Here is a 21,844-nt window from a genome sequence, read left to right as displayed (position 1 = left end):
GTGGGCGCGCGGCTGGGTCAGGTCTGACTATGCTGCTGCAATTCGGTCACCCGTTTTTGTACAAGTTCGACATGCAACCGCGCATCGTACAATCCTTGCCTATAGGCCGCGGGCAGCCGCAATGTTGCGAGGCGTTCGTCCAAGGCGTTCAGATGCGCCTGCATCTCGCGCAGCTCGTTGACACCGGGATTGTTGGCCAGTTCCTCCTCAATTTCCCGGATTTCGGGGTAGTGCTGCCAAACCCGCCACCTCATCGCGTAGGCATAAGCCAATGGCACAAGCCGGATCAGAGGCACGACAATAAAAAAGAACGGCAGCAACAGCAAAAGAACCCGGTTAATCTGTGCTGCGATCCAATAGGGCAGCCAATTATGCCATGTCGAAGGACCATCAACAATTAGCTGCCTAGCCGTATTGTTGATCGTCATCCCTGCACCTTCGAGGTTGGGGAATGCCCCCGGATCGGCGATAATTCCGCGGGCACTGTGCAATTCAATCGCCGCCATCGTCAGACGGTTGATCAGCGCAGGGTGCAAATCCGGTCGCACGACCAGACGGGCTTCGATCGCTATCAACTCTACCGGTCGCGGCGGAAGAACTGGGTCCAACGACATTCCTCCCGCCGGAACTGTCACCACCGTCGCGTATTCCAACCGCCGCGAGATCGCCTGAACATGATCCAGCGCCAGCACGCGAAGCCCCGGCTCTGCATATGCGGCCTTCAGATAGGGAGCTTCGATGGGCGCAACATAGACGGCGATATCCAAATCTCCGTCCAACAAAGCGGCCGCGGCTTTTGCATAGGGGATTGAGAAATGTGTATTGTCCCCCTCATTCAAGCCGACCGCCTTTTCGAAATCCCGAAAAGCCGCAGCCGTACCTGAGCCTGGTGCGCCGCTGTTGATCCTCAAACCGGTCCACAAGGCGGGGTTTTTGGGGATAGTTGCGCCTTCGTTGACCAAAAAGATGATGGGTTCAAAAAACGCTGCCCCGACGGCCTCAGCCTTTTTTGGATCAACCCGGATACCGCCTTGTAGAAATGCAGCGTCGACATCGCCCGCGCTAAGCAGTTCAGCATTTTCGACCGAACCAGCGGTATCCAGTATTTCTAGTTGAATATCATCGCGCGCCAGAATTTCGGCGTAGTCTCGCGCAACCGTTTCATAAGCGCCGCCTTCTGGACCCGCCGCCAACATCATACTGCCAGGGGGATGCAGGCGCGAAAACACGCCTACCAACACCGCCAGCGCAACGGCGCCACCAAAAAGGAACCACAACCGCATCCGAGCCTCGCTCTCCATCCCGTTTGGAACGCTAAGGATCGCGTGACCATCTGGCAAGCCAACAGAATCCGGGCTTGCAATCCCCGGGTATCCCCGAAAACCTGCGCAGAAAGGAGAGGGCTCATGCTCAGCGGAATACGGATCATTGAAATTGAAGGTTTGGGGCCAGGTCCGTTCGCCGCCATGCTGCTGGCCGATCTGGGGGCGGACGTCATCACGATCCACCGCAAAGGCCAGCCTGCCGTACCGGGTATGCCCGAGCAATCCGTTCTGGACCGCGGCAAACGCTCGATTGACTTGAATCTGAAGGATGCCGCCGATCTGGACATCGCAAGGCGTCTGATCGCCTCGGCCGATGCGCTAATCGAAGGGTTCCGCCCCGGCGTGATGGAAAAACTGGGACTGGGTCCCGACACGTTCAACGCGTCGAACCCCAAACTGGTCTATGGTCGCATGACCGGATGGGGTCAGAACAGCCCGTTGTCCGAAACGGCCGGACACGATCTGAACTACATCTCATTGTCCGGGGCATTGTGGTATGCATCAGCAGCGGGCCAGCCCCCGCAGACCCCAGCGACCCTTGTCGGGGATATTGGCGGCGGTGCCATGTATCTAGTTGCCGGTATTCTTGCCGGGCTTCTCAACGCTCAGCGGACCGGACAGGGCACCGTGGTTGATGCCGCCATTTATGACGGATCGGCCCACATGATGAACCTGTTGATGAGTATGCGCCAAACCGGAAACCTGTCTGAGACGCGCGGTCAAAGCCTGCTGGATGGCCCGCATTGGAGCCGCACTTACGCGTGCCTGGATGGGGGCTTCATGTCCGTCCAGTGTCTTGAGCCCAAGTTCTACGTCGAATTCTTGCAAAAACTGGGACTCACCGACGATCCCGAATTCAAAGACCAATATGTTCCGGCACTTTGGCCCAAACTCACGCAACGACTCACCGACTTATTCGCCAGCAAAACCCGCGCCCACTGGGCCGGTATGTTCCAGGGTTCCGACGCCTGCGTCGCGCCCGTACTCGACCCGGTCGAGGCGCAAGCCCACCCCATGAACGCCGCGCGCCAAACATGGATCGACCATGACGGCGCGCTGCAGGCTGCGGCTGCGCCCCGCTTTTCGACCGGGACATGGCAGCCCAAAACCAGCCCACGCCGAGGCGAACACAGGCAGGATATTTTGGATCAGCTGTCTACCAACACGCCTCCTGACCCCTCACCTGGCTAAAAATCTCCCTGGGTGAGTTGGCCAAAATCCGAGTGGGGCTGGCCCCTCTACGCGTCCCGCCACGACCGCACCGTGTCGATCATCAGCTGAACATTACCGGGATCGGCATCGGGTGTGATCCCGTGGCCCAGATTAAAGATATGCGGTCCTTTCGAGAAGGCCTCGACAATCTGACGCGTCTCATCCACCAGCGCCTGTCCGCCGGTCACCATATGCGACGAGGCCAGATTGCCCTGAACGCAGCCATCCACCTGCACATGCTCGACCGCCCAATCCGGCGACACGGAGTTGTCCAGCGCAACGCAATCCACACCGGTGGTTTTGGCAAAACCTATGTAACCATCACCTGCCTCGCGCGGGAAACCGATCACCGGAATGTCCGGATGGCGCTGCTTGATGGCCTGCGTGATCACACGGCAAGGCTCGACCGCATATTTCTGAAAGGCATCGCCCTTCAGCGACCCGGCCCAGCTGTCGAAAATCTTCACCACCTCGGCCCCGGCCTCGATTTGGGCCGAGAGATATTCGATGGTGGCCAGCGTGATGCGCTCCAGTAGCGCTTCGAACAGGGCGGTGTTTTCCTCGCGCAGCGCATGAGCCGGTCCCTGATCTGGCGTGCCGCGACCGGCGATCATGTAGGTCGCAACCGTCCATGGCGCGCCTGCAAACCCGATAAGAGTGGTCTCGGATGGCAATTCTCGCGAAAGGATTCGGACAGTTTCGTACACCGGCGACAGGGTTTCATGGATATCCGATACCGGTTTCAGCGCATCGAAATCGGATTGCTGAGTGATCGTCGACAACCGCGGCCCCTCACCTGTGACAAACCACAGATCCGCACCCAGAGCTTGCGGCACCAACAGAATGTCAGCAAACAGAATAGCCGCGTCAAAGCCATAGCGGCGGATTGGCTGTAACGTCACCTCGGCCGCCAACTCGGGGTTATAACACAAAGACAAAAAGTCCCCGGCCTGCGCCCGGGTTGCGCGGTACTCCGGCAAATAACGCCCCGCCTGCCGCATCATCCAGATCGGTGGCACGTCCTGTACTTCGCCAGCCAGCGCCCGCAGCAGTTTCTTTGTCTCGGCCATCTTTGTCCCCAATCGTCAGGTTTGTCGCAACGGGTCATGCCTCAGTGGCAATTTGTCAAGCTCTGCCCCCATTGTCAGGGCAATGTGACGCGACTAAAGCTGTGCCCATGACTTTGACCCTGCCAACCCCCGCATCACCGCTCAAGATCGGCACTCGTGGCTCACCGCTGGCGCTGGCGCAAGCTTATGAAACCCGGCAACGGCTGGGCAAAGCCTTTGATCTGCCCGAAGACGCGTTCGAGATTGTGGTGATCAAGACCACCGGCGACAACCGCGCCATGATTGATGCGGACCGTCCGTTGAAAGAGATTGGCAACAAAGGCCTGTTCACCAAGGAAATCGAAGAGGCGATGCTGCGTGGCGATATCGACATCGCGGTGCATTCCACCAAGGACATGCCGGTTGAACAGCCAAAAGGTCTTGTCCTGGACACGTTTCTGCCGCGCGAAGATGTGCGCGACGCCTTTATCTCACCCAGCCTGAGCTCGATCCGTGACCTCGCGCAGGGTGCAGTTGTGGGCACCTCATCGCTGCGGCGGCGGGCACAATTGTTGAACCGTCGCCCGGACCTGAATGTGGTCGAGTTCCGGGGCAATGTTCAAACGCGCCTCAAGAAGCTGGCAGATGGTGTGGCCAATTGCACGTTTCTGGCCATGGCCGGCATCCGGCGACTGAATATGGAGGAGGTTCCCGCAACCGCCATCGCCGTCGAAGATATGCTGCCCGCCATCGCCCAAGGCACGATCGGCATCGAGCGTCGTGGCGATGATTCCCGTGCGGCCGAAATGCTCGAGGCCATCCACCACGCTGAGACCGGGCAGCGATTGGCAGCGGAACGCGCATTGCTGGCCGCTTTGGACGGCTCTTGCGAAACGCCGATCGCGGGTTTGGCAGAAATAAAAGGTGATCAACTACGCCTGCGTGGTGAGGTTTTGCGCCCCGACGGGTCCGAATCCATATCCGAGGACACCACTGGGTCGGTCGCAGATGGCCCCGAAATAGGTCGCGCCATGGCAGAATCCCTGCTGAAACAGGCAGGCCCAGGCTTTTTTGATTGGAAAAAATAAAAAAGTTTAAGAAAAGTGAACTACTTCACTGAGACAGTGCCGTCGATGGTGCATAAAGTATTCATACCGGTTGTGAAGTCGGGTCGGTCTCGAAATAGTCGAAAGTTTTTTTAGTCCGTTCTCTTTTAAGTGGTATTCGAGGGGGCGAGACCAGACCCTGAAATCCAACCAGTTAGGGCCGCTGTCAGAAATGACAGCGGCCCGCTTGTTTTTATGACCTTGTGACCTCTATTCTGCGCTGATCGCCTGAACCGCTTTCTCAACGGCCATCCGCGTCTGATCCAGATCTGCTTGGGTCACAGCCAGAGACGGATAGAGTTTGCCGGGGGCTTTGAAAATCCCATGTGCGCGCAGCGAATCGTTGTAGATGGCGTTGCGGCGGGGGTCATCATGTTTGGCGCTGCGGTAGTCGCGACAGTCCGCATCCGTGAAATAGATGTCGAACAGGGTTTCGTCCCCGCAGATCTGATGCGGAATACCGGCCCCGGTCAGTGCATCCACCTGCATCTGTTGAAGCTCGGCACCGATCGCACGCAGGCGGTCATACATGCCGTCGCGCCGCAAAACCTCCATTGTCTTCAAACCGGCAGCCGAAGCGACGGGGTTACCCGACAGCGTGCCCAACTGCATCAGCCAGCCTTCCTCGCCTACTTTCGCTTTGTCGAAATGCTGCATGATCTCGGCGCTTGCGCCCAGCGCGGCCAAAGGGAAGCCGCCGCCGATGATTTTGCCCAAGGTGCAGATATCGGGCGTCACGCCATATTTTTCTTGCGCGCCGCCATAGGCCAAACGGAATCCAGTGACGATTTCATCGAAAATCAACAGGACATTGTGTTTGTCGCACAGATCGCGCAATCCCTGAAGGTATCCGGGTGCCGGAGGGACAATTCGTTGTAACGGCTCAACCATGATCGCGGCAACGTCATCATGCTCGGCCAGCAGGTTGGCAACGGCTTCCAGATCATTGAAAGGCGCGATCAGCATCTGCTCGGCCACGCTGTCCGGAATGCCCGCACTGTCCGGGACCGCCTGTGGGAAGTTGACGTGGCGGCTGGGGGCCAGACTCATCTGTGCCTCGGCGCTCATCCCGTGATAGCCGCCTTCGAATTTCAGGATCTTGCTACGGCCAGTATAGGCACGGGCCAGACGAATGGCGTACATATCAGCCTCCCCCCCCGCAGCGACAAAGCGGACCTGCTCACAACACGGCACCGCGTCAACGATGGCCTCGGCCAGTTCGATGCCCCGGGCGTTGTTGGCAAAGAAAGTCATACCCTTGGGCAGCTGTTCCAGCACGGCTTCTATGACTTCGGGGTGACCATGGCCCAGCAACATCGGGCCCGAACCGATCAGGTAGTCCACATATTCATTGCCGTCTTCATCCCAGACATGGCTGCCCTCGCCGCGCGCGATGATGATTCCAGGATCGAAATTACCAAACCCACCAGCGGGCAGTACCTCATTCGCGCGGGCGATCCATTCGGATTGGGTGTTGATTTTCAGCATCTCAAACGATCTCCAAAATTGGCGGACCAAGAACCTCTGGGTCTGGCACAACACCTAACCCCGGTCCGTCGGGCGGGGCAATCCGGCCGTTTTCACGGTTTGGTGCGTCGGGGCAAATGCGTGGTGACACATACGATGACAGGTCGCACGTGTTCATCAGTGACCCGTGCGGGGTCGAGGCCGCAAAATGCAGCGATGCAACGGTGACAATATCCGAGCCCCAGGTACATTCGGCACAGATTTCGGCCCCGAAATGCACAGTCAGATCACGCGCCCGGCGCATGGCCGACAACCCGCCAAACTTAGACAGTTTCAAAGCGACGGCATCCATGCAGCCCAACTCATGCGCGCGCCGCAGCGACGCCAAATCATGGGCGTTCTCATCGATTTTCATTGGCAATCCAGTGGCCTGCCGAACCGCCGCACAGTCCTCAAGTGTTTTGCAGGGCTGTTCCAGCATCACATCCAAGTGGGCCACCGTCCTGCCCGTTCGCGTAGCTTGCAGGCGTGACGCACCGCAGTTCCAGTCGCCATAAACCAGAGGCCCCGGTCCCACGGCCTCACGCACTTTGGTCAAACGCTCGGCGTCGGCCTGCCAGTCGCCTTCGACCCCCAGCTTGACCTGAAACTGGCGAATGCCGGTCTGGTAAGCCGTCTTGGCGATCCGCGCCATATCATCCGGCGCGACGCAGGTGATCGAGTGGTACAGCGGCATGTCCTTTCGTGTCCGCCCACCCAGCAACGCATAGACCGGTTGACCCGTCGCTTGTCCGAACAAATCCCAAAGTGCGATGTCGACGAGTGACTTGGCATAGAGATGCCCCTGCAGGAACCCGTCCAGCTTTCGCATCGGCGCATCTACCCCGAAGGGGGACATGCCCAGAATCTCGCGGCCTATCTCTGTCACTGCGCCCGGCACTCCGCCCGCAAACGCTGGCAGGTAATGCGGGATCGGGCAGACCTCGCCCCAACCCCTCAAGCCTGTATCTGTCTCAAGGCACAGGATATGAGAGGTCACGGTCGCGCAGGTCTTACCCTCAGCCATGTGATAGGTCTCATGACTCGTCAGATCGACGGCCCAGAGCGTTATCCTGATGATCCTCAATGATAAACCCCGACGGGATCGCCCAACGCATCTTCGTCAGGGTGCACACCAAGTCCCGGCGTTTCCGGCAAATGCAGGTGGCCGTCGATATTGCGGGGGCCTCGCCCACCAGCAACATCGACGGTGATCATGTCCTGACACGCCCAGACGGCGTGACAATTTTCATCCGGAATTGTCGCAGCCAGATGCAGCGCCTCGGTATCGGCCAGAACCGAACCGCCGGTGGCCATCACGAACATGTCGATTCCATGCGCTAACGCGATGTCCCGCATCCTTGCCGCCTTGGTCAGGCCACCGACACGGTTCAGCTTTATTCCGAACACCTCAGCCAACCCTTCACGGGCAATGCGGGCAGCATCTTGCAGGGTCACAAGACTTTCATCCACCGAAACGGGTGAGGCATGGCGGCCCGAGATCGCGGCGATATCGTCCAGCGACTCGCAGGGCTGTTCAAACATCACGTTCAGGTCCTCACAGGCGCTCATCACCCGCAGGGCCTGCTGCCGGCTCCAGCCGCGGTTGACGTCATAAAGGACGATCTCGCCGGGGCGTCGGATACTTTCCACATCGCGGACGCGCGCAATGTCGCGTTCTACGTCGCCACCGATTTTAACCGAATGCGCAACGTAGCCGCGGCTGCGATAGCGCTCCATCACTTCGCGCGTTTCTTCGACGGTCTTCGCACCGACCGACGAGGCAATCGGGCGCGGCGTGCGAGACCCGCCGCCCATCAGATCGGCAATTGGCAGACCCGCCGCCTGACCCGCAATATCCCAGCAAGCCATATCAATGGGGCTTTTGGCATAGAGGTGCCCGGGCAGAGCGACATCCATCGCCCGTTCGACATCCAGCACCCGACGCGGATCAAGACCCAGAATGAACGGTGCCATCGTCTGAATTCCGGCGCGAATACCCGGACCGTGGGCTGGAACATATGTGTGGCCCCACGGGGTACCCTCGCCCCAACCAGTCAGACCTGAATCGGTTTCGACTTTGACCAACGTTGCATCCAGCACTTCGAACTTCAGCCGGCCACCAGACAACCAGTAGGGATGCTCAAGCGGTAGGTCGACATGGTAGACTGAAAGACGAGTGATTTTCATTTCAGTTCCACTTCAACAAAGGTCATCGGCGCGTCCCCGGCATTGATCACGTTGTGTTCGACACCCTCGTCGCGGCGATAAGTTACTCCCGCAGCAACCGTTACTTCATTGACCGAACCATCAGGCAGTTCCAGCCGCATATGGCAATCGGTTATGGCGGTGATGACGTAGTCCATTGCGTGGCGATGCCATCCCGTTTCGGCCCCCGGTGCAAAGTCAAATCGCGTCACACGCACGCGGGCGTCATCAATCATCTGAGTGGCTTCGGCTTGCGGTCTCATAGACGGAACTCCTCAATGGGTATACTGGGCCATTTCGCAACACAGGCATGCCCACATTGGGATGACCAGATAGGTATCGGGATGGTTTTCATGCCGCATCCATTTGTGGCAAGTCGTTCAATCCTTGTCCTCGCCAAAGAACGAAAGCCAGAATTGGCTCTTCGGTTGTTGTCATGGCGTGGCTTTGCCAGCTGCAGTGATGTCGTGTCTGATTGGGGCCGACGTAAGTCTCGTCTTCTTCGACGCGGAACATCGCCCCACCGCCTACGATCAGATAGAGTTCTTCGGCCTGATGGCTGTGCCAATCGTAATTCAGACCCGCCCCCCAGTAAGCGACGTAGCCGCGCATTTGGGTCGAGTGGAAATGCCCGGTTGGGCCGAACAGCTCATAATAGCCATAGCGATTAAGGAAATCGGCTCCGACCTCCTCTTCCGTATAGGTGTGTTGCCACCGCGCCAGATGTGCGGTTGCCCTGATCGCGTCTGAAAGGGATCGCGTTGCATCCCCGGTCCGGAAACCGGTCCGCTGAATCAGTTCAACGGCAGGGATTTGGTTTGGCTCCTGATCCGTTGGCGTCAGGTCATCAGGCCAGACTCCGAAATCTGAAAGCTCAGGATGTGATTGATGCAGCTGTCGGGCCGCTTCGAGAACGTCGTCCATCGTCATGGGATCACCACGATGTTCCCGGTGTGCTGCTTGGCAATGAATGCGGCCTGTGCCTCGCGCAACTCTTCCAGGGGATAGGTCGCGGCCAGGGCGGGCTTGATCTCACCGGCTTCGATATACTGAACGATGTTACGCATCACCTGGGGGTCAATCACGGTAGAACCGGTGAAGGTCAGGTCACGCAGGTAGAACGTGCGCAGGTCAAATTCGACCATGGGCCCGGCAATCGCGCCCGAGCAGGTGTACCGCCCACCGCGCTCCAGAACGTCGATCAGGTTGGGCCAGTAGGGGCCACCAACCACATCGGCCACAACAGTGACCTTTTCATCGCCAAGCGCCGCGCGCAGGTTTTCCGGGGCGCGCGGCATGATCATGTCGGCACCCAGTTCGGCAACGTCTGCGTGTTTGGCCTCCGCCGCCATCGCGATCACTCGTGCACCCCGGCGTTTCGCCAGTTGCACCAAGGCACCGCCAACCCCGCCCGAGGCTCCGGGCACCAGAACCGTGTCAGTGTCAGTTACACTTGCGCGGGTCAGCATGCCCTCGGCGGTCGAATAGGAACACGAGAACGTGGCCAGTTCGGCATCCGACAGGTCGGACCGGATCGGCACGGCATTTACCGCCAATGTTGTGGCGTATTCGGCGAATCCACCGTCCCGTTCCGAGCCGAAATAGCCGGTTTTGTCCTTATTGCCCGGATCAGACGGGTCGCGCAGCCAGCCATCGGTAATGACACGTTCGCCGATCAGCCCAGGATCGACACCGCCACCCACGGCCACGATTTCCCCGCAGATATCAGCCCCTTGGATTCGGGGAAAAGTGATGGGCGCGCCGCCCCATGTCGGATCCTCGTCACTGACTTCCTCGAACGCGTCACCTGTCGTCGCATCGGTCACGGTTTTTGAATACCAGCCGGATCGCGTGTTGACGTCGGTGTTGTTTAGCCCGCAGGCAGCGACTTTGATCAACACCTCGCCGGCCGCGGGTTCCGGGCGCGGCCAGTCTTTGTGCAGCACCATTTGTTCCAAGCCGCCATGGCCCATCGTGACCATGGCCTTCATTTTGTCAGGCAAGCTCATTATGCAGTCTCCAAAATAGCGTCGGTGCGGGGCAGCAGGCTTTGCGGATCATAAGCAGGTTCGCCCAGAACACGGGCCGCGCGGGGTTGGCCGTGGATGACGACCTCCAATTCGGTGCCGGGGTCGGTAGCCTCGGGCTTGATGTATGCAAAGGCCAGGATCTTGCCGACCGTGTGCCCATAGACGACCGAGGCTGTCGAGCCCACGACACGTCCATCCAGAATCACTGCTTCTCCACCGTGGCCGTCAATTTCACCATCCGGCTCGATCTGCAGATACGCGCAGACCCACGGCAAGTCAGTGTCCAGGGTTTTGTCTTTACCCAAATACTCCTTGTCGGAGCGGGCAAAACGCAGCACGTCAGCCTCGGCCAAAGTGACCTCGTTGGTCAGCTCGCTCGCGCCCTTGAACCCCTTCTCCATCCGCATCACGTTCATGGCAAAGCTGCCATAGTCGGCGATGCCATGCGGTTCGCCTGCGGTCCAGAGCGCGGTGTAGATGTCGAGGCAGGCAGCATTGGGCATGTGCAGCTCCCACCCCAACTCACCGGCATAGGACATGCGGAAAGCCCAGACCGTATGACCCGCGATGATGATTTCCTGTGCCGACAACCAGCGGAATCCGGCATTGCTCAGATCGGTATCGGTGCACTGTCCCAACACGTCCCGCGACCGGGGGCCGTTCAGCGACAGGGCGGACCAATCGGTGGACAGCGCGGTTATGTGAACATCCTCGTCCGCGCGCTGTTGTGCCAGATGATCCAGCAGACGCTGTTCAAAGAAGGCGGCGCAGACCAGATAGAAGCAGTCTTCGGCCATTCGGACAATCGTGGTCTCCAACTCGATCCGACCACGGCGGTTCAGCATATGAGTCAGGGTGATTGAGCCGACCTTTTGCGGCATCCGGTTGGCGGTCAGCCGGTCCAGCAGCGCGTAGGCGTCAGGGCCCGAGACTTCGACCTTGGTGAAGGCGGTCACGTCCATGATGCCGACCTTTTCGCGCACCGCTTTGACTTCGGCTGCGACCATGCCATCTGCAGGGGTGCGGCGGAAGGAATAGTGATCGCGCTGCTCGGCCCCGTCCCGCGCGAACCAGCGGGGGCGCTCAAAGCCATAAACCTCTTCATGTACAGCACCCTTGGAATTCAACAAATCATAGAGAGGCGACGGCTTGATCGGACGCCCTTCCAAACGGTTGAAATGGGGAAACGGAATTTCGTGGCGCAGGCAATAGTCTTCCTCGGCCTTAACCACCTGCCAGTCCTTAGTGGCATAGCTGCCGAAGCGGCGCGGGTCGAAGTCACGCATCGAGATATCGGCCGCGCCATGCACCATCCAGCGTGCCAACTCGCGGGTCAGACCCGGCCCCCAGCCGATGCCGATCTGCGTCCCGCAACAACACCAATAGTTCCGCACACCCGGCGCCGGCCCGATCAGAGGGTTGCCATCGGGCGGATGCGAAATCGCCCCATGCACATCGCGCTGAATGCCCAACTCGGCAAAGATCGGCATGCGGTTCAGACTTTCCTCAAGCCACGGCATCACCCGGTCGTAATCCGCGTCGAACAACCAGTTCTCGTATTCCCACGGGCAGTGATCGTGCCAAACCGAGTTCGGGTTCTCTTTCTCGTAAATCCCGATCAGGCCGCGCTGCTGCTCCATCCGGATATAGCCCGAGACCTTGCGATCATCGCGGATCACCGGCAATTCTTTGTCCAGGTTCTGAAACTCGGGCACCGGCTCGGTCACAAAGTAATGGTGCGTCATCGAGGTCATAGGCAGCTGCAGACCCGACCATTCGCCCATTTGACGTGCATAGGTGCCGCCAGCGTTCACCACATGCTCGCAGGTGATGGTGCCCCGCTCGGTCTCAACCACCCACTCGCCGTTTTCGGCCTGGGTGATGTTGGTGGCGCGGCAATTGCGGAAAATGCGCACGCCCTTCTGACGCGCCCCGGTTGCCATCGCCATGGTGACGTTGGTCGGGTCCACATGTCCGTCATCTGGCGTGTATAGCGCACCCAATACGCCGTCGAGATTGTAGAACGGGTGCAGTTCCGCCACCTTTTCAGGTCCGACCAATTCAATGTTGAACCCCAGCGACCGGCCCACCGAGAGCGTATGCCGCAGCCAGTCCATCTCATCCTCGGTATAGGCCAACCGAAACGAGCCGCAGCCATGCCATGTCACCGGCTGGCCGGTCTCAGCCTCCAGCGCGCCTGAGTAGAGGTCGATATTGTAGTCGACGCATTTACCCAAACCGAAACTCGAGGTCGAATGCGTGATCTGCCCCGCCGCGTGCCAGGTGCTGCCGCTGGTCAGCTCGGCTTTTTCAAGCAGGACGGTATCACCGCCCCAACCTTCATGCGCCAGATGATAGGCCAGACCGACCCCCATGACGCCGCCACCGACAATCACCACATGGGCGTGTGACGGCAGATTCTTCTCGGACATGATTTTTCCTCTTCCCGAGTCGCGTTTCTGCTCGACAGGCTAATTCCACAAATGTACCATCGTCAATCATGAATGACACAAATGTATCATCAACTGTTCTGGATCGCCTGTCCGAGGAATGGGACGCCTTGACGCCCGAGGCGCAGAAGGCCGCGCGTTACGTGCTGGAAAACCCAACGGACGTTGGGGTTTCAACCGTGCGCGAGATTGCCGAGGCCGCCAGAGTAAAACCGAACACCTTCGTGCGGATGGCCCAGCAGGTGGGGTTCGAAGGCTACGAAGATTTTCGCGCCCCGTTCCGGGATGCGATCCGGCAGGGACGTGTGTCATTTCCGGACCGCGCCCGCTGGTTGCAGGACATCGGCAAGTCAGGGGAACTGGGCGGCCTCTACGCCGATATGATCGGCGCCGCGATCCGCAATATTGAAGAAACCTTTGCCGGGATCGACGCCGCAAAGCTGAAGGCCGCCGCTGAGGACATCTGGAATTGTCGCCAGATTTTCACACTGGGTGTGGGCGTCAACAATTCGAACGCACGAAATTTCACCTATCTGGCTTCAACCGGCATGAAACAGTTCCACGCTATCCCGCGTCCCGGTTCCACTCCGGTGGATGATCTGGCATGGGCGGATGAGCAGGACGTACTGATCGCGATCACCTGCCATCCCTACCGCACTGAAGTCATCGACGCTATCAAACTGGCACGGCAACAGGGAATGACCGTCATCGGCATTTCCGACAGCCCGGCCAGCCCGGTGATCCTGAATGCACAACACGGTTTTGTCGTTGCCGCCGACACACCACAGTTCTTTCCGTCCTCGGTTTCGACCATCGCCTTGCTGGAAACGCTGCTTTCCTTTGTGATCGCCGTGTCCAGCGATGAGATCGTCGAGCGGGTAGAACGGTTTCATCTTCGCCGCCACCAGCTTGGCCTTTACGCGGAGGAACCCGAATGAACGCCCCTCTGACGCATTCGCTCGACGCGCGGTATTATACCGACCCCGCCATTTTCGAGCAGGAGATGCAGGGGCTTTTGGCCCGCACGTGGCAGTTTGCCGGGCACGTGGCGCAGGTCCGGGAATCGGGCGATTACTTTGCTTTTGAAATCGCCGGGCAAAACCTGTTCTGCATTCGGGGCCGAGACGGCGAAATTCGCACGTTCTATAACGTGTGCCAGCATCGCGCACATGAGATGGTAACTGGCGCAGGCAACACCCGCGTCGTGGTCTGCCCCTATCACGCGTGGACCTTTGAGCTGTCAGGCCAATTACGCGCTGGACCCAACATCAAGTCCGTTCCGGGTTTTGATCGCAGCGCCATCTGCCTGACCTCGGTTCGGACCGAGGTATTCAACGGATTCATCTTCGTCAATCTCGACGACGATGCCGCTCCAATGGACGACTGGTACCCCGGCGTGCGCGAGGAAATCCGCGCGTTCGTTCCGCATATCGACGATCTGGAACCGCTGGAGTGGGTCGAAATCCCGGAAAACTGCAACTGGAAAGTCAGTATCGAGAATTATTCGGAGTGCTATCACTGCCCGACCAACCACCCGACCTTTGCCGAGGGTGTGGTCAAACCTGAGACCTACGACATCCAGCCCGATGCAGGCGGCGGTTACGTGCTGCGTCATACGACCGAATGCCAAAGCCTCGACAAGATGACCTACCCGATCGACCTGTCGGTGCCGCATGCCGGCGACTACCAGTCATGGTTCTTGTGGCCGATGTTCTCGTTCCAATGCTATCCCGGCAATGTGCTGAACACTTATCACTGGCGCGCCATTGATGCCGATCACTGCACCGTCTGGCGCGGCTGGTACACCGAGGGTGGATCCGAAAGCGCGGTGATCCGACAACTGGCCGTGCAGGACCGGGAAACCACAGTCGAGGAAGACATCCATCTGGTTGAAAGCGTCCATCGCGGCCTGAAATCCCGCGGGTATCGCCCCGGTCCGCTTGTACTGGACCCCGGTTGTGGGGTGATGTCAGAACACTCAATTGCCCGGTTGCAACAATGGATGCGCGAAGCGGTGGAATAATCTGGGCGCGCCTGAAAGTGACCTGCAGGATCGGATCGAACGGGTACAGTTCAGGACGAACCCACATTATGATCGCATTTACGAACACCGCGCAAAGCGATGAAGAACCGGAGACCATAGATGGCTGATATTTTCGACGAAGACCTGTTCCTGAAAGGCCTGGAGCAGCGCAAGAACACGCTTGGTGCGGAATATGTGGAAAAGAACCTGGCGGCGGCCGATGACTTTACCCGCCCGTTTCAAGAAGCGATGACGGCGTGGTGCTGGGGATTTGGCTGGGGCGATGACGTGATCGATGCCAAGACGCGGTCAATGATGAACCTGTCCATGATCGGCGCGTTGGGCAAGATGCATGAATGGGAAATTCACTGCAAAGGCGCGATCAACAACGGCGTCTCGCCCGAGGAAATCCGTGCCATCATCCACGTGATTGGCATCTACTGTGGCGTTCCGCAAGCGCTGGAGTGTTTCCGCGTTGCCCGCAAGGTACTGGGCCACACCTGACCAAGTGACCGTCTTATCCTACAAAAAAAGCGGCCGCTGGGGCCGCTTTTATTCATGCCTTGTGCGCCGCGCTTATTCGAGTGACACCCACAGCACCTTCGCATCTTCCTCACTGGTTGAAATGCACCCGTGCCCCATCCCGCTGTCATAATAAAGCGAGTCACCAGCCTTCATTGGCAGCGGGCGATAATGCTCTGATACGAAGATCAGCTCGCCGCTGATGACATACATGAACTCTTCACCCGTATGCCGGATCCAGTTTTCGAACTCTGACAGGTCGCGAGCTTTGATTGTCGCGATATAGGGCAGCATCCGCTTGCTGGTCAGCTCGGGACACAGCAATTCGTGCAAATAGGTCGGCGTGCTTTTTATCTCGCCTTCACCTTTCGGGGTAAAGTCGCGCCTTCCCGAAATCCCCGATTGCCCGGACTGCAGAAACAGCTGAGGGGTGCTCATATCCAGCGCCTGTGTCAGCCTGCGCACGATGTCGAAACTTGGCCGCGTCTGGTTGTTCTCGATCTTCGACAGGGTGGACCGACCGATTCCCGCCGCGCGTCCGGCTTCCTCCAAAGTCCAGCCTTTTGCACGTCGTGCATCGCGGATGGAACGCCCCAGAACCTCACCTTCGTCCTGATCTTCCGGTGAGGAAACATCACCGCGAGTCTCGTCGCCCATAAATATCTCCCTGTTTTACCAGAGGTTACAGAATTCCCTCAAACCACACAACTTCACAAATGTGAGATATATGTTGCTTTAGCTGCACGAATTCCACTATAGGAAACAAAATTTCGTACTGAGGATTCGGTGCCTGAGGAGGAAACCATGTTCAAAACGTCGCTTACCGAAGCAGATCCGGTTGTCGCCGCGTCAATTGCGCGAGAAGGCAAACGTCAGGCTGAACAGATCGAATTGATCGCGTCCGAGAATATTGTCTCGCAAGCTGTGATCGACGCGCAGGGGTCAGTCCTGACCAACAAATACGCCGAAGGGTACCCTGGTCGTCGCTACTATGGCGGCTGCGAATTTGTAGACGAAGTTGAATCCGAGGCCATCGATCGTCTGAAACAGTTGTTCGGTTGCGAATACGCCAACGTACAGCCGCATTCGGGCGCGCAGGCAAACGGCGCCGTTAAATTGGCCCTGCTCAGCCCCGGCGACACGATCCTGGGTATGTCACTGGATGCAGGTGGCCACCTGACGCACGGCGCCAAACCAGCACAATCCGGCAAGTGGTTCCGCCCGGTTCAGTACGGTCTGACAGACGCAGGTCTGATTGACTATGATCAGGTCGAAGAACTGGCGAAAGCCGAAAAGCCGCAACTGATCATCGCTGGCGCATCCGCCTATTCACAAAAGATCGATTTTGCCCGCTTCCGCGCCATTGCGGATGAGGTCGGCGCTTGGCTGCTGGCGGACATGGCCCATATCGCCGGTCTGGTCGCAACCGGGCTGCACCCCTCGCCAATCGGCCACGCGCATGTGGTTACCTCGACCACGCACAAAACCCTGCGCGGTCCGCGCGGCGGGATCATTCTGACGAATGACGAGGCGCTGGCGAAAAAGATGAATTCGGCCGTATTCCCCGGCCTTCAAGGTGGCCCCCTGATGCATGTGATTGCCGGTAAGGCTGTCGCGTTTGGTGAGGCGCTAAAGCCCGAATTCAAGGACTACATGCAACGCGTTGTGGATAGCGCATCGGCGCTGGCAAATGTCATGATGGCGCGTGGATGTGACATCGTTTCGGGCGGCACGGAAAACCACCTGATGCTGGTCGATCTGCGCCCGCTGGGCGTGACCGGCAAAGACGCAGAAGCCGCGCTGGAGCGTGCCGGTTTCACCTGCAACAAGAACAGCGTGCCGGGCGATCCGCAAAAACCTACCGTGACCAGCGGTATCCGGCTGGGTACCGCAGCAGGCTGCAGCCGCGGGTTTGGACCGGAAGAGTTCAAACAGATCGGTCACCTGATCGGCGACGTGCTCGAGGCCTTGGCCCAATCCCCCGAGGGCGACGCGAAGATCGAAGCCGAAACCCGCGAAAAAGTCCGCGCACTCTGCGCCAGCCACCCGATCTACTGAAAGACCGTTCAATGAGTATCTACGACCTAATCGTCATCGGGGGCGGACCCGGCGGATATGTTGCAGCAATCCGCGCAGCACAACTGGGCATGAAAGTCGCCTGCGTTGAAGGCCGCGGTTCGCTTGGCGGAACCTGTCTGAATGTGGGGTGCATACCCTCCAAAGCGTTGCTGACCTCCTCGGCTAAGTATGCCGAGCTTGCACATCTCTCCTCCCATGGCATTGCTGTCGAGGGGGCCAGCATCGACCTGAGCTCGATGATGGGTCGCAAGGACAAGATCGTCGGCGATCTGACCAAGGGCATTGCGTTTCTGTTCAAGAAAAACGGCGTCGATCTGGTTGAGGGCTGGGCCAGTATCCCCTCTGACGGGCAGGTCAAAGTTGGCGACGATGTTTATGAAGCCAAAAACATCCTGATCGCCACCGGCTCCGAGCCCACCCCGTTGAACGGGATCGAGATTGACGAGCAGGATATCCTGAGCTCGACCGGAGCAATCGCGCTGGAGACGGTTCCCGAACATCTGGTGGTCGTCGGTGCCGGCGTGATCGGTCTGGAACTTGGGCAGGTCTGGTCCCGGTTGGGCGCGAAGGTCACAGTTGTTGAATATCTTGACCGCATTCTGCCCGGAATCGACGGCGAGATAGCAAAACTCGCACAGCGCGCCCTGTCAAAGCGTGGCCTGAAGTTTCAGCTGGGACGCGCATTGAAAACCATCGACAAATCCAACGTTGGATTGACGCTGACATTGGACCGGGTCGGCAAAGACAAGGAAGAGGTGATCGAAGCCGACAAGGTTCTGATCGCCGTCGGACGCCGCCCCGTATCGCGCGGGCTTGGGTTGGAAGATCTGGGGATAGCCCTCGACCCGCGCGGCTTTATTCAGGTGGACACGTCGTTCCGCACCTCGGTTCCCGGCATCTATGCGATTGGCGACTGTGTCCCCGGCCCGATGCTTGCCCACAAGGCCGAAGAAGACGGCGTCGCCTGTGTCGAGATGCTGGCAGGTGAAGCCGGTCATGTGGATTACAATACCGTTCCAGGCGTTGTGTATACTGACCCCGAGGTCGCCTCGGTCGGTTTGACCGAGGAAGCACTGAAAGAGGCTGGCACCGAATATTCGGTTGGCAAGTTTGCCTTCATGGCCAACTCACGCGCGCGTTCGACCGGCGAGACGGACGGTGCCGTCAAGGTTCTGGCCGACCCAAATGGTAAAATCCTGGGCGCGCATATCTGCGGCGCACATGGTGGTGACCTGATCGCCGAACTGGTTCTGGCCATGACCAAGGGCGCAACCGTCGGCGAGGTCGCCTCAACCTGTCATGCGCATCCGGCAATGGGCGAGGCCGTCAAGGAAGCCTGCCTGGACGCCATGGGCCGCGCAATCCACGCCTGAGAGGGAACAGCCAGATGACCATCCAGCTTCGCACCCGCCATCCGGAAAAAGCCAAAAAGGCTGACAGCGTCATCCCGCGAAAGCCCAAGTGGATTCGCAAGAAAAAGGTCGACGGGCCCAAGTATTACGAGACCCGTCGCCTGATGCGCGACCACAATCTGACGACGGTTTGTGAAGAGGCTGCATGCCCCAACATTGGCGAATGCTGGTCCAAGCGCCACGCCACCATGATGATCATGGGCGAAGTCTGCACCCGCGGCTGTTCCTTCTGCAACGTCTCAACAGGACGCCCCGATGCACTGGATCTGTTCGAGCCGGGCCGTGTTGCTGCAGCGGTTAAGAAACTAGGCTTGCGTCACGTGGTGATCACCTCGGTCGACCGCGATGATCTGGCAGACGGTGGGGCCGAACATATCGCCCGAACCATCCGTGCCGTGCGTCATCAGAACCCCGGCACCACGGTCGAGGTGCTGACCCCCGATTTTCTGGGCAAAGGTGATGCGGCGGATGTGGTGTTCGATGCTGCCCCGGACGTGTTCAACCACAATCTGGAAACCGTTCCGCATCTGTACCCGACCGTTCGCCCCGGCGCACGCTACTATACTTCACTGCGACTTCTGGATGATGCCAAGCGCGCAAACCCAGAAATCTTCACGAAATCCGGCTTGATGGTTGGCCTGGGCGAGAGCCTGAATGACGTGCGTCAGGTCATGGACGATCTGCGCGCGGCACAAGTCGATTTTCTAACCGTAGGTCAATACCTGCAGCCGACCCCAAAACACCATCCAATTGACCGGTTCTGGTCACCGGAGGAGTTCGCCCAACTGGAACAGATCGCAAGGTCCAAGGGCTTTTTGCATGTGTCGGCGACGCCGCTGACACGTTCCTCGTTCCACGCCGACGAAGATTTTGCCGCCCTCAAGCAGGCCCGCCAGCGGGCCATCGCCAACGGGGCATAAACCAAACGCAAATGGGAGGGAAACCATGGAAGCGTTAAATTCAATCGTAGGAGCCATCAATGGCGTCGTATGGGGGCCGCTGATGCTGGTCCTCATCCTTGGCGTCGGCTTCTTCCTGCAGGTCGGGCTGAAATTCATGCCGATCCTGAAAGTAGGCACCGGCTTCAAGCTGCTGTTTGCTGGCCGCGAAGGCCAAGGTGATGGTCAGATCAGCCCGTTCAACGCGCTGATGACGTCGCTGTCGGCAACCATCGGTACGGGCAACATCGCCGGTGTGGCCACTGCTGTCTTCCTGGGCGGTCCGGGCGCTTTGTTCTGGATGTGGATGACCGCCCTGGTGGGCATGGCCACCAAATATGCCGAAGCCGTTCTGGCGGTGAAATACCGTGAAAAAGACGAGCTGGGCAATTTTGTCGGCGGCCCGATGTACTACATCAAAAACGGCCTCGGCGCGAAATGGGCCTGGCTGGGTGTTGCATTTGCCCTGTTCGGTGCAATCGCGGCCTTCGGCATTGGCAACGGCGTACAAGCCAACGGTGTGGCCCAGGTTCTGGAATCGAACTGGGGCGTCAACACCTCGGTCACCGGTGTTGTCCTGATGGTCCTGACCGCTGCCGTTATCCTGGGCGGCATCACCCGCATCGGTGCGGTTGCCGGTAAACTGGTTCCGGCGATGGCAATCGCTTACATTGTCGCTGGTCTTCTAGTTCTGATCATCAACATTGGCGAGATCGGCAACGCCTTGTCGCTGGTCTTCACATATGCCTTCACCCCTTCGGCCGCTGAAGGTGGTTTCGCAGGCGCGGCCGTCTGGGCCGCCATCCGCTTTGGTGTGGCACGTGGTGTGTTCTCAAACGAAGCCGGTCTGGGTTCTGCGCCAATCGCACACGCCGCGGCTGAGACCAAAGGTCCGGTCAACCAAGGCCTGATCGCGATGCTGGGCACATTCATCGACACGATCATCGTCTGCTCGATCACTGGTCTGGCGATCATCTCGTCGGGTGCGTGGACGTCAGGTGAATCGGGTGCAGCTTTGACTTCTCTGGCATTTGCTACGTCTTTGCCGGGTGGTGGTCACCTGATCGCAATCGCGCTGTCAATCTTCGCCTTCACCACCATCCTCGGCTGGTCGTTCTACGGTGAGAAATGCGTCGAGTTCCTGTTGGGTGTCAAATCCCTGATGCCGTACCGCATCCTGTGGATCATCGCGATCTACTTTGGCGCAACCGCGGATCTGGGCTTTATCTGGCTGCTGGCAGACACGCTGAACGCCATGATGGCCATCCCGAACCTGATCGCCCTGGCCCTGCTGAGCCCGATCGTCTTCAAACTGACGAAAGAGTTCTTTGCCTCGGGTGGCAAGTCCGAAGAGCCGGGTGGAACACCTGCCGAGTAATCCGGCCCTGAAGAATACGGGGGGCCATTCCGGCCCCCCGCCTTTGAAATAGAATTCCATATCTCGAGGAGAGACGTGATGGCCACGAAAATCCTGCTGCCTATTGACCATACCGACGACCGCTCGTGGAAAATGGCCCTGCCGGTCGCACTGGAACAGGCGAAGTTCTACGGTGCCGAACTGCATGCGGTTGCTGTCATCCCCGAGATCATCCAGCTGCCGAACCTGCCTGCCAACTACGGCGCTGGTGCCAAAGACCACGTGCGCAATGCGGTTCAGGCCATACTGGATCACGGCAACGCTTCTGACGTGCAAGTGCATGTCGAAGAAGGCAGCGTCTACCGCGAAATCCTGAAGCTGGCCTACAAGGACGGCTTTGATCTGATCGTCATGGCGTCAACCAAAGGCGATTTCCCGAATTATGAGATTGGCCCAAACCTGGCCCGTGTCGTGCGCAACGCGCATTGCACCGTCATGGTCGTTCGTGACCAGTCTCGCTGATCGAAAGGCTAGAGATATGACCGAATTAAAACGCACCCCATTGCATTCTTTGCACGTTGAGTTGGGAGGTAAGTTGGTTGATTTTGCTGGGTGGGAGATGCCTGT

Annotated in this window: 20 protein-coding genes; 10 read left to right on the top strand and 10 right to left on the bottom strand. The window is 58.8% G+C overall.

Translation table 11 applies throughout. The annotated features are described in order from the left end of the window. Positions 1–17: 17 nt before the first annotated feature. Positions 18–1,340 (bottom strand): TAXI family TRAP transporter solute-binding subunit, encoded by a 1,323-nt coding sequence (locus tag AC2FLA_RS19380; RefSeq protein WP_496724470.1) that lies wholly within the window; start codon positions 1,338–1,340, stop codon positions 18–20. Positions 1,341–1,406: 66 nt separating this feature from the next. On the opposite strand from AC2FLA_RS19380, the gene AC2FLA_RS19375 reads away from it, so the two are divergent. After that, positions 1,407–2,516, top strand: a complete 1,110-nt coding sequence (locus tag AC2FLA_RS19375) for a CaiB/BaiF CoA transferase family protein (protein ID WP_496724468.1) — start codon at positions 1,407–1,409, stop codon at positions 2,514–2,516. 47 nt (positions 2,517–2,563) lie between these two features. Here the strand turns inward: AC2FLA_RS19375 and hemE are convergent, their stop codons facing one another. After that, positions 2,564–3,607 (bottom strand): uroporphyrinogen decarboxylase, encoded by a 1,044-nt coding sequence (gene hemE, locus AC2FLA_RS19370; RefSeq protein WP_496724466.1) that lies wholly within the window; start codon positions 3,605–3,607, stop codon positions 2,564–2,566. Between the two features lie 107 nt (positions 3,608–3,714). Between hemE and hemC the strand changes: the two genes are divergently transcribed. Beyond that, positions 3,715–4,674: a hydroxymethylbilane synthase gene (hemC, locus tag AC2FLA_RS19365; RefSeq protein WP_496724464.1), complete on the top strand. Its 960-nt coding sequence runs from the start codon at positions 3,715–3,717 to the stop codon at positions 4,672–4,674. A 228-nt stretch (positions 4,675–4,902) separates the two neighbouring features. Here the strand turns inward: hemC and AC2FLA_RS19360 are convergent, their stop codons facing one another. The 7 genes from AC2FLA_RS19360 to AC2FLA_RS19330 form a co-directional block, all read right to left on the bottom strand. Then, positions 4,903–6,180: an aspartate aminotransferase family protein gene (locus AC2FLA_RS19360; RefSeq protein ID WP_496724462.1), complete on the bottom strand. Its 1,278-nt coding sequence runs from the start codon at positions 6,178–6,180 to the stop codon at positions 4,903–4,905. A 1-nt stretch (position 6,181) separates the two neighbouring features. Next, a complete protein-coding gene (locus AC2FLA_RS19355) occupies positions 6,182–7,285 on the bottom strand; it encodes a mandelate racemase/muconate lactonizing enzyme family protein (RefSeq protein WP_496724460.1) in 1,104 nt (367 codons plus the stop codon). Continuing rightward, positions 7,282–8,388, bottom strand: coding sequence for a mandelate racemase/muconate lactonizing enzyme family protein (locus tag AC2FLA_RS19350; protein WP_496724458.1), 1,107 nt, complete (start codon positions 8,386–8,388; stop codon positions 7,282–7,284). Before AC2FLA_RS19350 ends, AC2FLA_RS19355 begins: the two co-directional genes overlap by 4 nt. Beyond that, on the bottom strand, positions 8,385–8,669 hold the full coding sequence (locus AC2FLA_RS19345) for a cupin domain-containing protein (RefSeq protein WP_496724456.1): 285 nt from the start codon (positions 8,667–8,669) through the stop codon (positions 8,385–8,387). The genes AC2FLA_RS19350 and AC2FLA_RS19345 overlap by 4 nt, the downstream gene beginning before the upstream one ends. 88 nt (positions 8,670–8,757) lie before the next feature. Next, positions 8,758–9,336 carry a dimethylsulfonioproprionate lyase family protein gene (locus AC2FLA_RS19340; RefSeq protein ID WP_496724454.1) on the bottom strand — a complete coding sequence of 193 codons (579 nt, stop codon included), beginning with the start codon at positions 9,334–9,336 and terminating at the stop codon, positions 8,758–8,760. Beyond that, positions 9,333–10,415, bottom strand: a complete 1,083-nt coding sequence (locus AC2FLA_RS19335) for an alcohol dehydrogenase family protein (protein ID WP_496724452.1) — start codon at positions 10,413–10,415, stop codon at positions 9,333–9,335. Before AC2FLA_RS19335 ends, AC2FLA_RS19340 begins: the two co-directional genes overlap by 4 nt. Beyond that, positions 10,415–12,868, bottom strand: coding sequence for an FAD-dependent oxidoreductase (locus AC2FLA_RS19330; protein WP_496724450.1), 2,454 nt, complete (start codon positions 12,866–12,868; stop codon positions 10,415–10,417). Before AC2FLA_RS19330 ends, AC2FLA_RS19335 begins: the two co-directional genes overlap by 1 nt. A 68-nt stretch (positions 12,869–12,936) precedes the next feature. On the opposite strand from AC2FLA_RS19330, the gene AC2FLA_RS19325 reads away from it, so the two are divergent. The 3 genes from AC2FLA_RS19325 (at position 12,937) to AC2FLA_RS19315 (ending at position 15,413) form a co-directional block, all read left to right on the top strand. Next, positions 12,937–13,824, top strand: a complete 888-nt coding sequence (locus tag AC2FLA_RS19325; RefSeq protein ID WP_496724448.1) for a MurR/RpiR family transcriptional regulator — start codon at positions 12,937–12,939, stop codon at positions 13,822–13,824. Beyond that, positions 13,821–14,909, top strand: a complete 1,089-nt coding sequence (locus tag AC2FLA_RS19320) for an aromatic ring-hydroxylating oxygenase subunit alpha (RefSeq protein WP_496724446.1) — start codon at positions 13,821–13,823, stop codon at positions 14,907–14,909. Before AC2FLA_RS19325 ends, AC2FLA_RS19320 begins: the two co-directional genes overlap by 4 nt. Before the next feature lie 120 nt (positions 14,910–15,029). Next, entirely contained in the window at positions 15,030–15,413 is a 384-nt protein-coding gene (locus AC2FLA_RS19315; RefSeq protein ID WP_058273646.1) for a carboxymuconolactone decarboxylase family protein, read from the top strand. A gap of 72 nt (positions 15,414–15,485) precedes the next feature. Here the strand turns inward: AC2FLA_RS19315 and AC2FLA_RS19310 are convergent, their stop codons facing one another. After that, on the bottom strand, positions 15,486–16,088 hold the full coding sequence (locus AC2FLA_RS19310; protein ID WP_058273647.1) for a helix-turn-helix domain-containing protein: 603 nt from the start codon (positions 16,086–16,088) through the stop codon (positions 15,486–15,488). Positions 16,089–16,235: 147 nt separating this feature from the next. Here AC2FLA_RS19310 and glyA point away from each other — a divergent pair, with 147 nt between their 5' ends. The 5 genes from glyA (at position 16,236) to AC2FLA_RS19285 (ending at position 21,739) form a co-directional block, all read left to right on the top strand. Next, complete coding sequence (gene glyA / locus AC2FLA_RS19305; RefSeq protein WP_108860661.1) at positions 16,236–17,489, top strand: serine hydroxymethyltransferase; 1,254 nt, start codon at positions 16,236–16,238, stop codon at positions 17,487–17,489. Positions 17,490–17,500: 11 nt separating this feature from the next. Then, positions 17,501–18,883, top strand: a complete 1,383-nt coding sequence (lpdA, locus tag AC2FLA_RS19300; protein WP_496724444.1) for a dihydrolipoyl dehydrogenase — start codon at positions 17,501–17,503, stop codon at positions 18,881–18,883. A gap of 14 nt (positions 18,884–18,897) precedes the next feature. Beyond that, positions 18,898–19,842 carry a lipoyl synthase gene (gene lipA, locus AC2FLA_RS19295; protein WP_496724441.1) on the top strand — a complete coding sequence of 315 codons (945 nt, stop codon included), beginning with the start codon at positions 18,898–18,900 and terminating at the stop codon, positions 19,840–19,842. A gap of 25 nt (positions 19,843–19,867) precedes the next feature. After that, positions 19,868–21,238: an alanine/glycine:cation symporter family protein gene (locus AC2FLA_RS19290; protein ID WP_282121348.1), complete on the top strand. Its 1,371-nt coding sequence runs from the start codon at positions 19,868–19,870 to the stop codon at positions 21,236–21,238. Positions 21,239–21,316: 78 nt separating this feature from the next. Further along, positions 21,317–21,739 (top strand): universal stress protein, encoded by a 423-nt coding sequence (locus AC2FLA_RS19285; RefSeq protein WP_496724439.1) that lies wholly within the window; start codon positions 21,317–21,319, stop codon positions 21,737–21,739. Positions 21,740–21,844 lie beyond the last annotated feature (105 nt).

This window comes from Ruegeria sp. CDSA033, from assembly GCF_059612305.1.
This window is presented reverse-complemented; position numbering and strand designations above follow the sequence as displayed.

Bases quoted from the DNA above. Each gene is read 5' to 3' on its own strand.
- AC2FLA_RS19375 (WP_496724468.1), top strand. From the start codon at position 1,407: ATGCTCAGCGGAATACGGATCATTGAAATTGAAGGTTTGGGGCCAGGT.
- hemE (WP_496724466.1), bottom strand. From the start codon at position 3,607: ATGGCCGAGACAAAGAAACTGCTGCGGGCGCTGGCTGGCGAAGTACAG.
- hemC (WP_496724464.1), top strand. From the start codon at position 3,715: ATGACTTTGACCCTGCCAACCCCCGCATCACCGCTCAAGATCGGCACT.
- AC2FLA_RS19360 (WP_496724462.1), bottom strand. From the start codon at position 6,180: ATGCTGAAAATCAACACCCAATCCGAATGGATCGCCCGCGCGAATGAG.
- AC2FLA_RS19350 (WP_496724458.1), bottom strand. From the start codon at position 8,388: ATGAAAATCACTCGTCTTTCAGTCTACCATGTCGACCTACCGCTTGAG.
- AC2FLA_RS19345 (WP_496724456.1), bottom strand. From the start codon at position 8,669: ATGAGACCGCAAGCCGAAGCCACTCAGATGATTGATGACGCCCGCGTG.
- AC2FLA_RS19340 (WP_496724454.1), bottom strand. From the start codon at position 9,336: ATGACGATGGACGACGTTCTCGAAGCGGCCCGACAGCTGCATCAATCA.
- AC2FLA_RS19335 (WP_496724452.1), bottom strand. From the start codon at position 10,415: ATGAGCTTGCCTGACAAAATGAAGGCCATGGTCACGATGGGCCATGGC.
- AC2FLA_RS19330 (WP_496724450.1), bottom strand. From the start codon at position 12,868: ATGTCCGAGAAGAATCTGCCGTCACACGCCCATGTGGTGATTGTCGGT.
- AC2FLA_RS19325 (WP_496724448.1), top strand. From the start codon at position 12,937: ATGAATGACACAAATGTATCATCAACTGTTCTGGATCGCCTGTCCGAG.
- AC2FLA_RS19320 (WP_496724446.1), top strand. From the start codon at position 13,821: ATGAACGCCCCTCTGACGCATTCGCTCGACGCGCGGTATTATACCGAC.
- AC2FLA_RS19315 (WP_058273646.1), top strand. From the start codon at position 15,030: ATGGCTGATATTTTCGACGAAGACCTGTTCCTGAAAGGCCTGGAGCAG.
- AC2FLA_RS19310 (WP_058273647.1), bottom strand. From the start codon at position 16,088: ATGGGCGACGAGACTCGCGGTGATGTTTCCTCACCGGAAGATCAGGAC.
- glyA (WP_108860661.1), top strand. From the start codon at position 16,236: ATGTTCAAAACGTCGCTTACCGAAGCAGATCCGGTTGTCGCCGCGTCA.
- lpdA (WP_496724444.1), top strand. From the start codon at position 17,501: ATGAGTATCTACGACCTAATCGTCATCGGGGGCGGACCCGGCGGATAT.
- lipA (WP_496724441.1), top strand. From the start codon at position 18,898: ATGACCATCCAGCTTCGCACCCGCCATCCGGAAAAAGCCAAAAAGGCT.
- AC2FLA_RS19290 (WP_282121348.1), top strand. From the start codon at position 19,868: ATGGAAGCGTTAAATTCAATCGTAGGAGCCATCAATGGCGTCGTATGG.
- AC2FLA_RS19285 (WP_496724439.1), top strand. From the start codon at position 21,317: ATGGCCACGAAAATCCTGCTGCCTATTGACCATACCGACGACCGCTCG.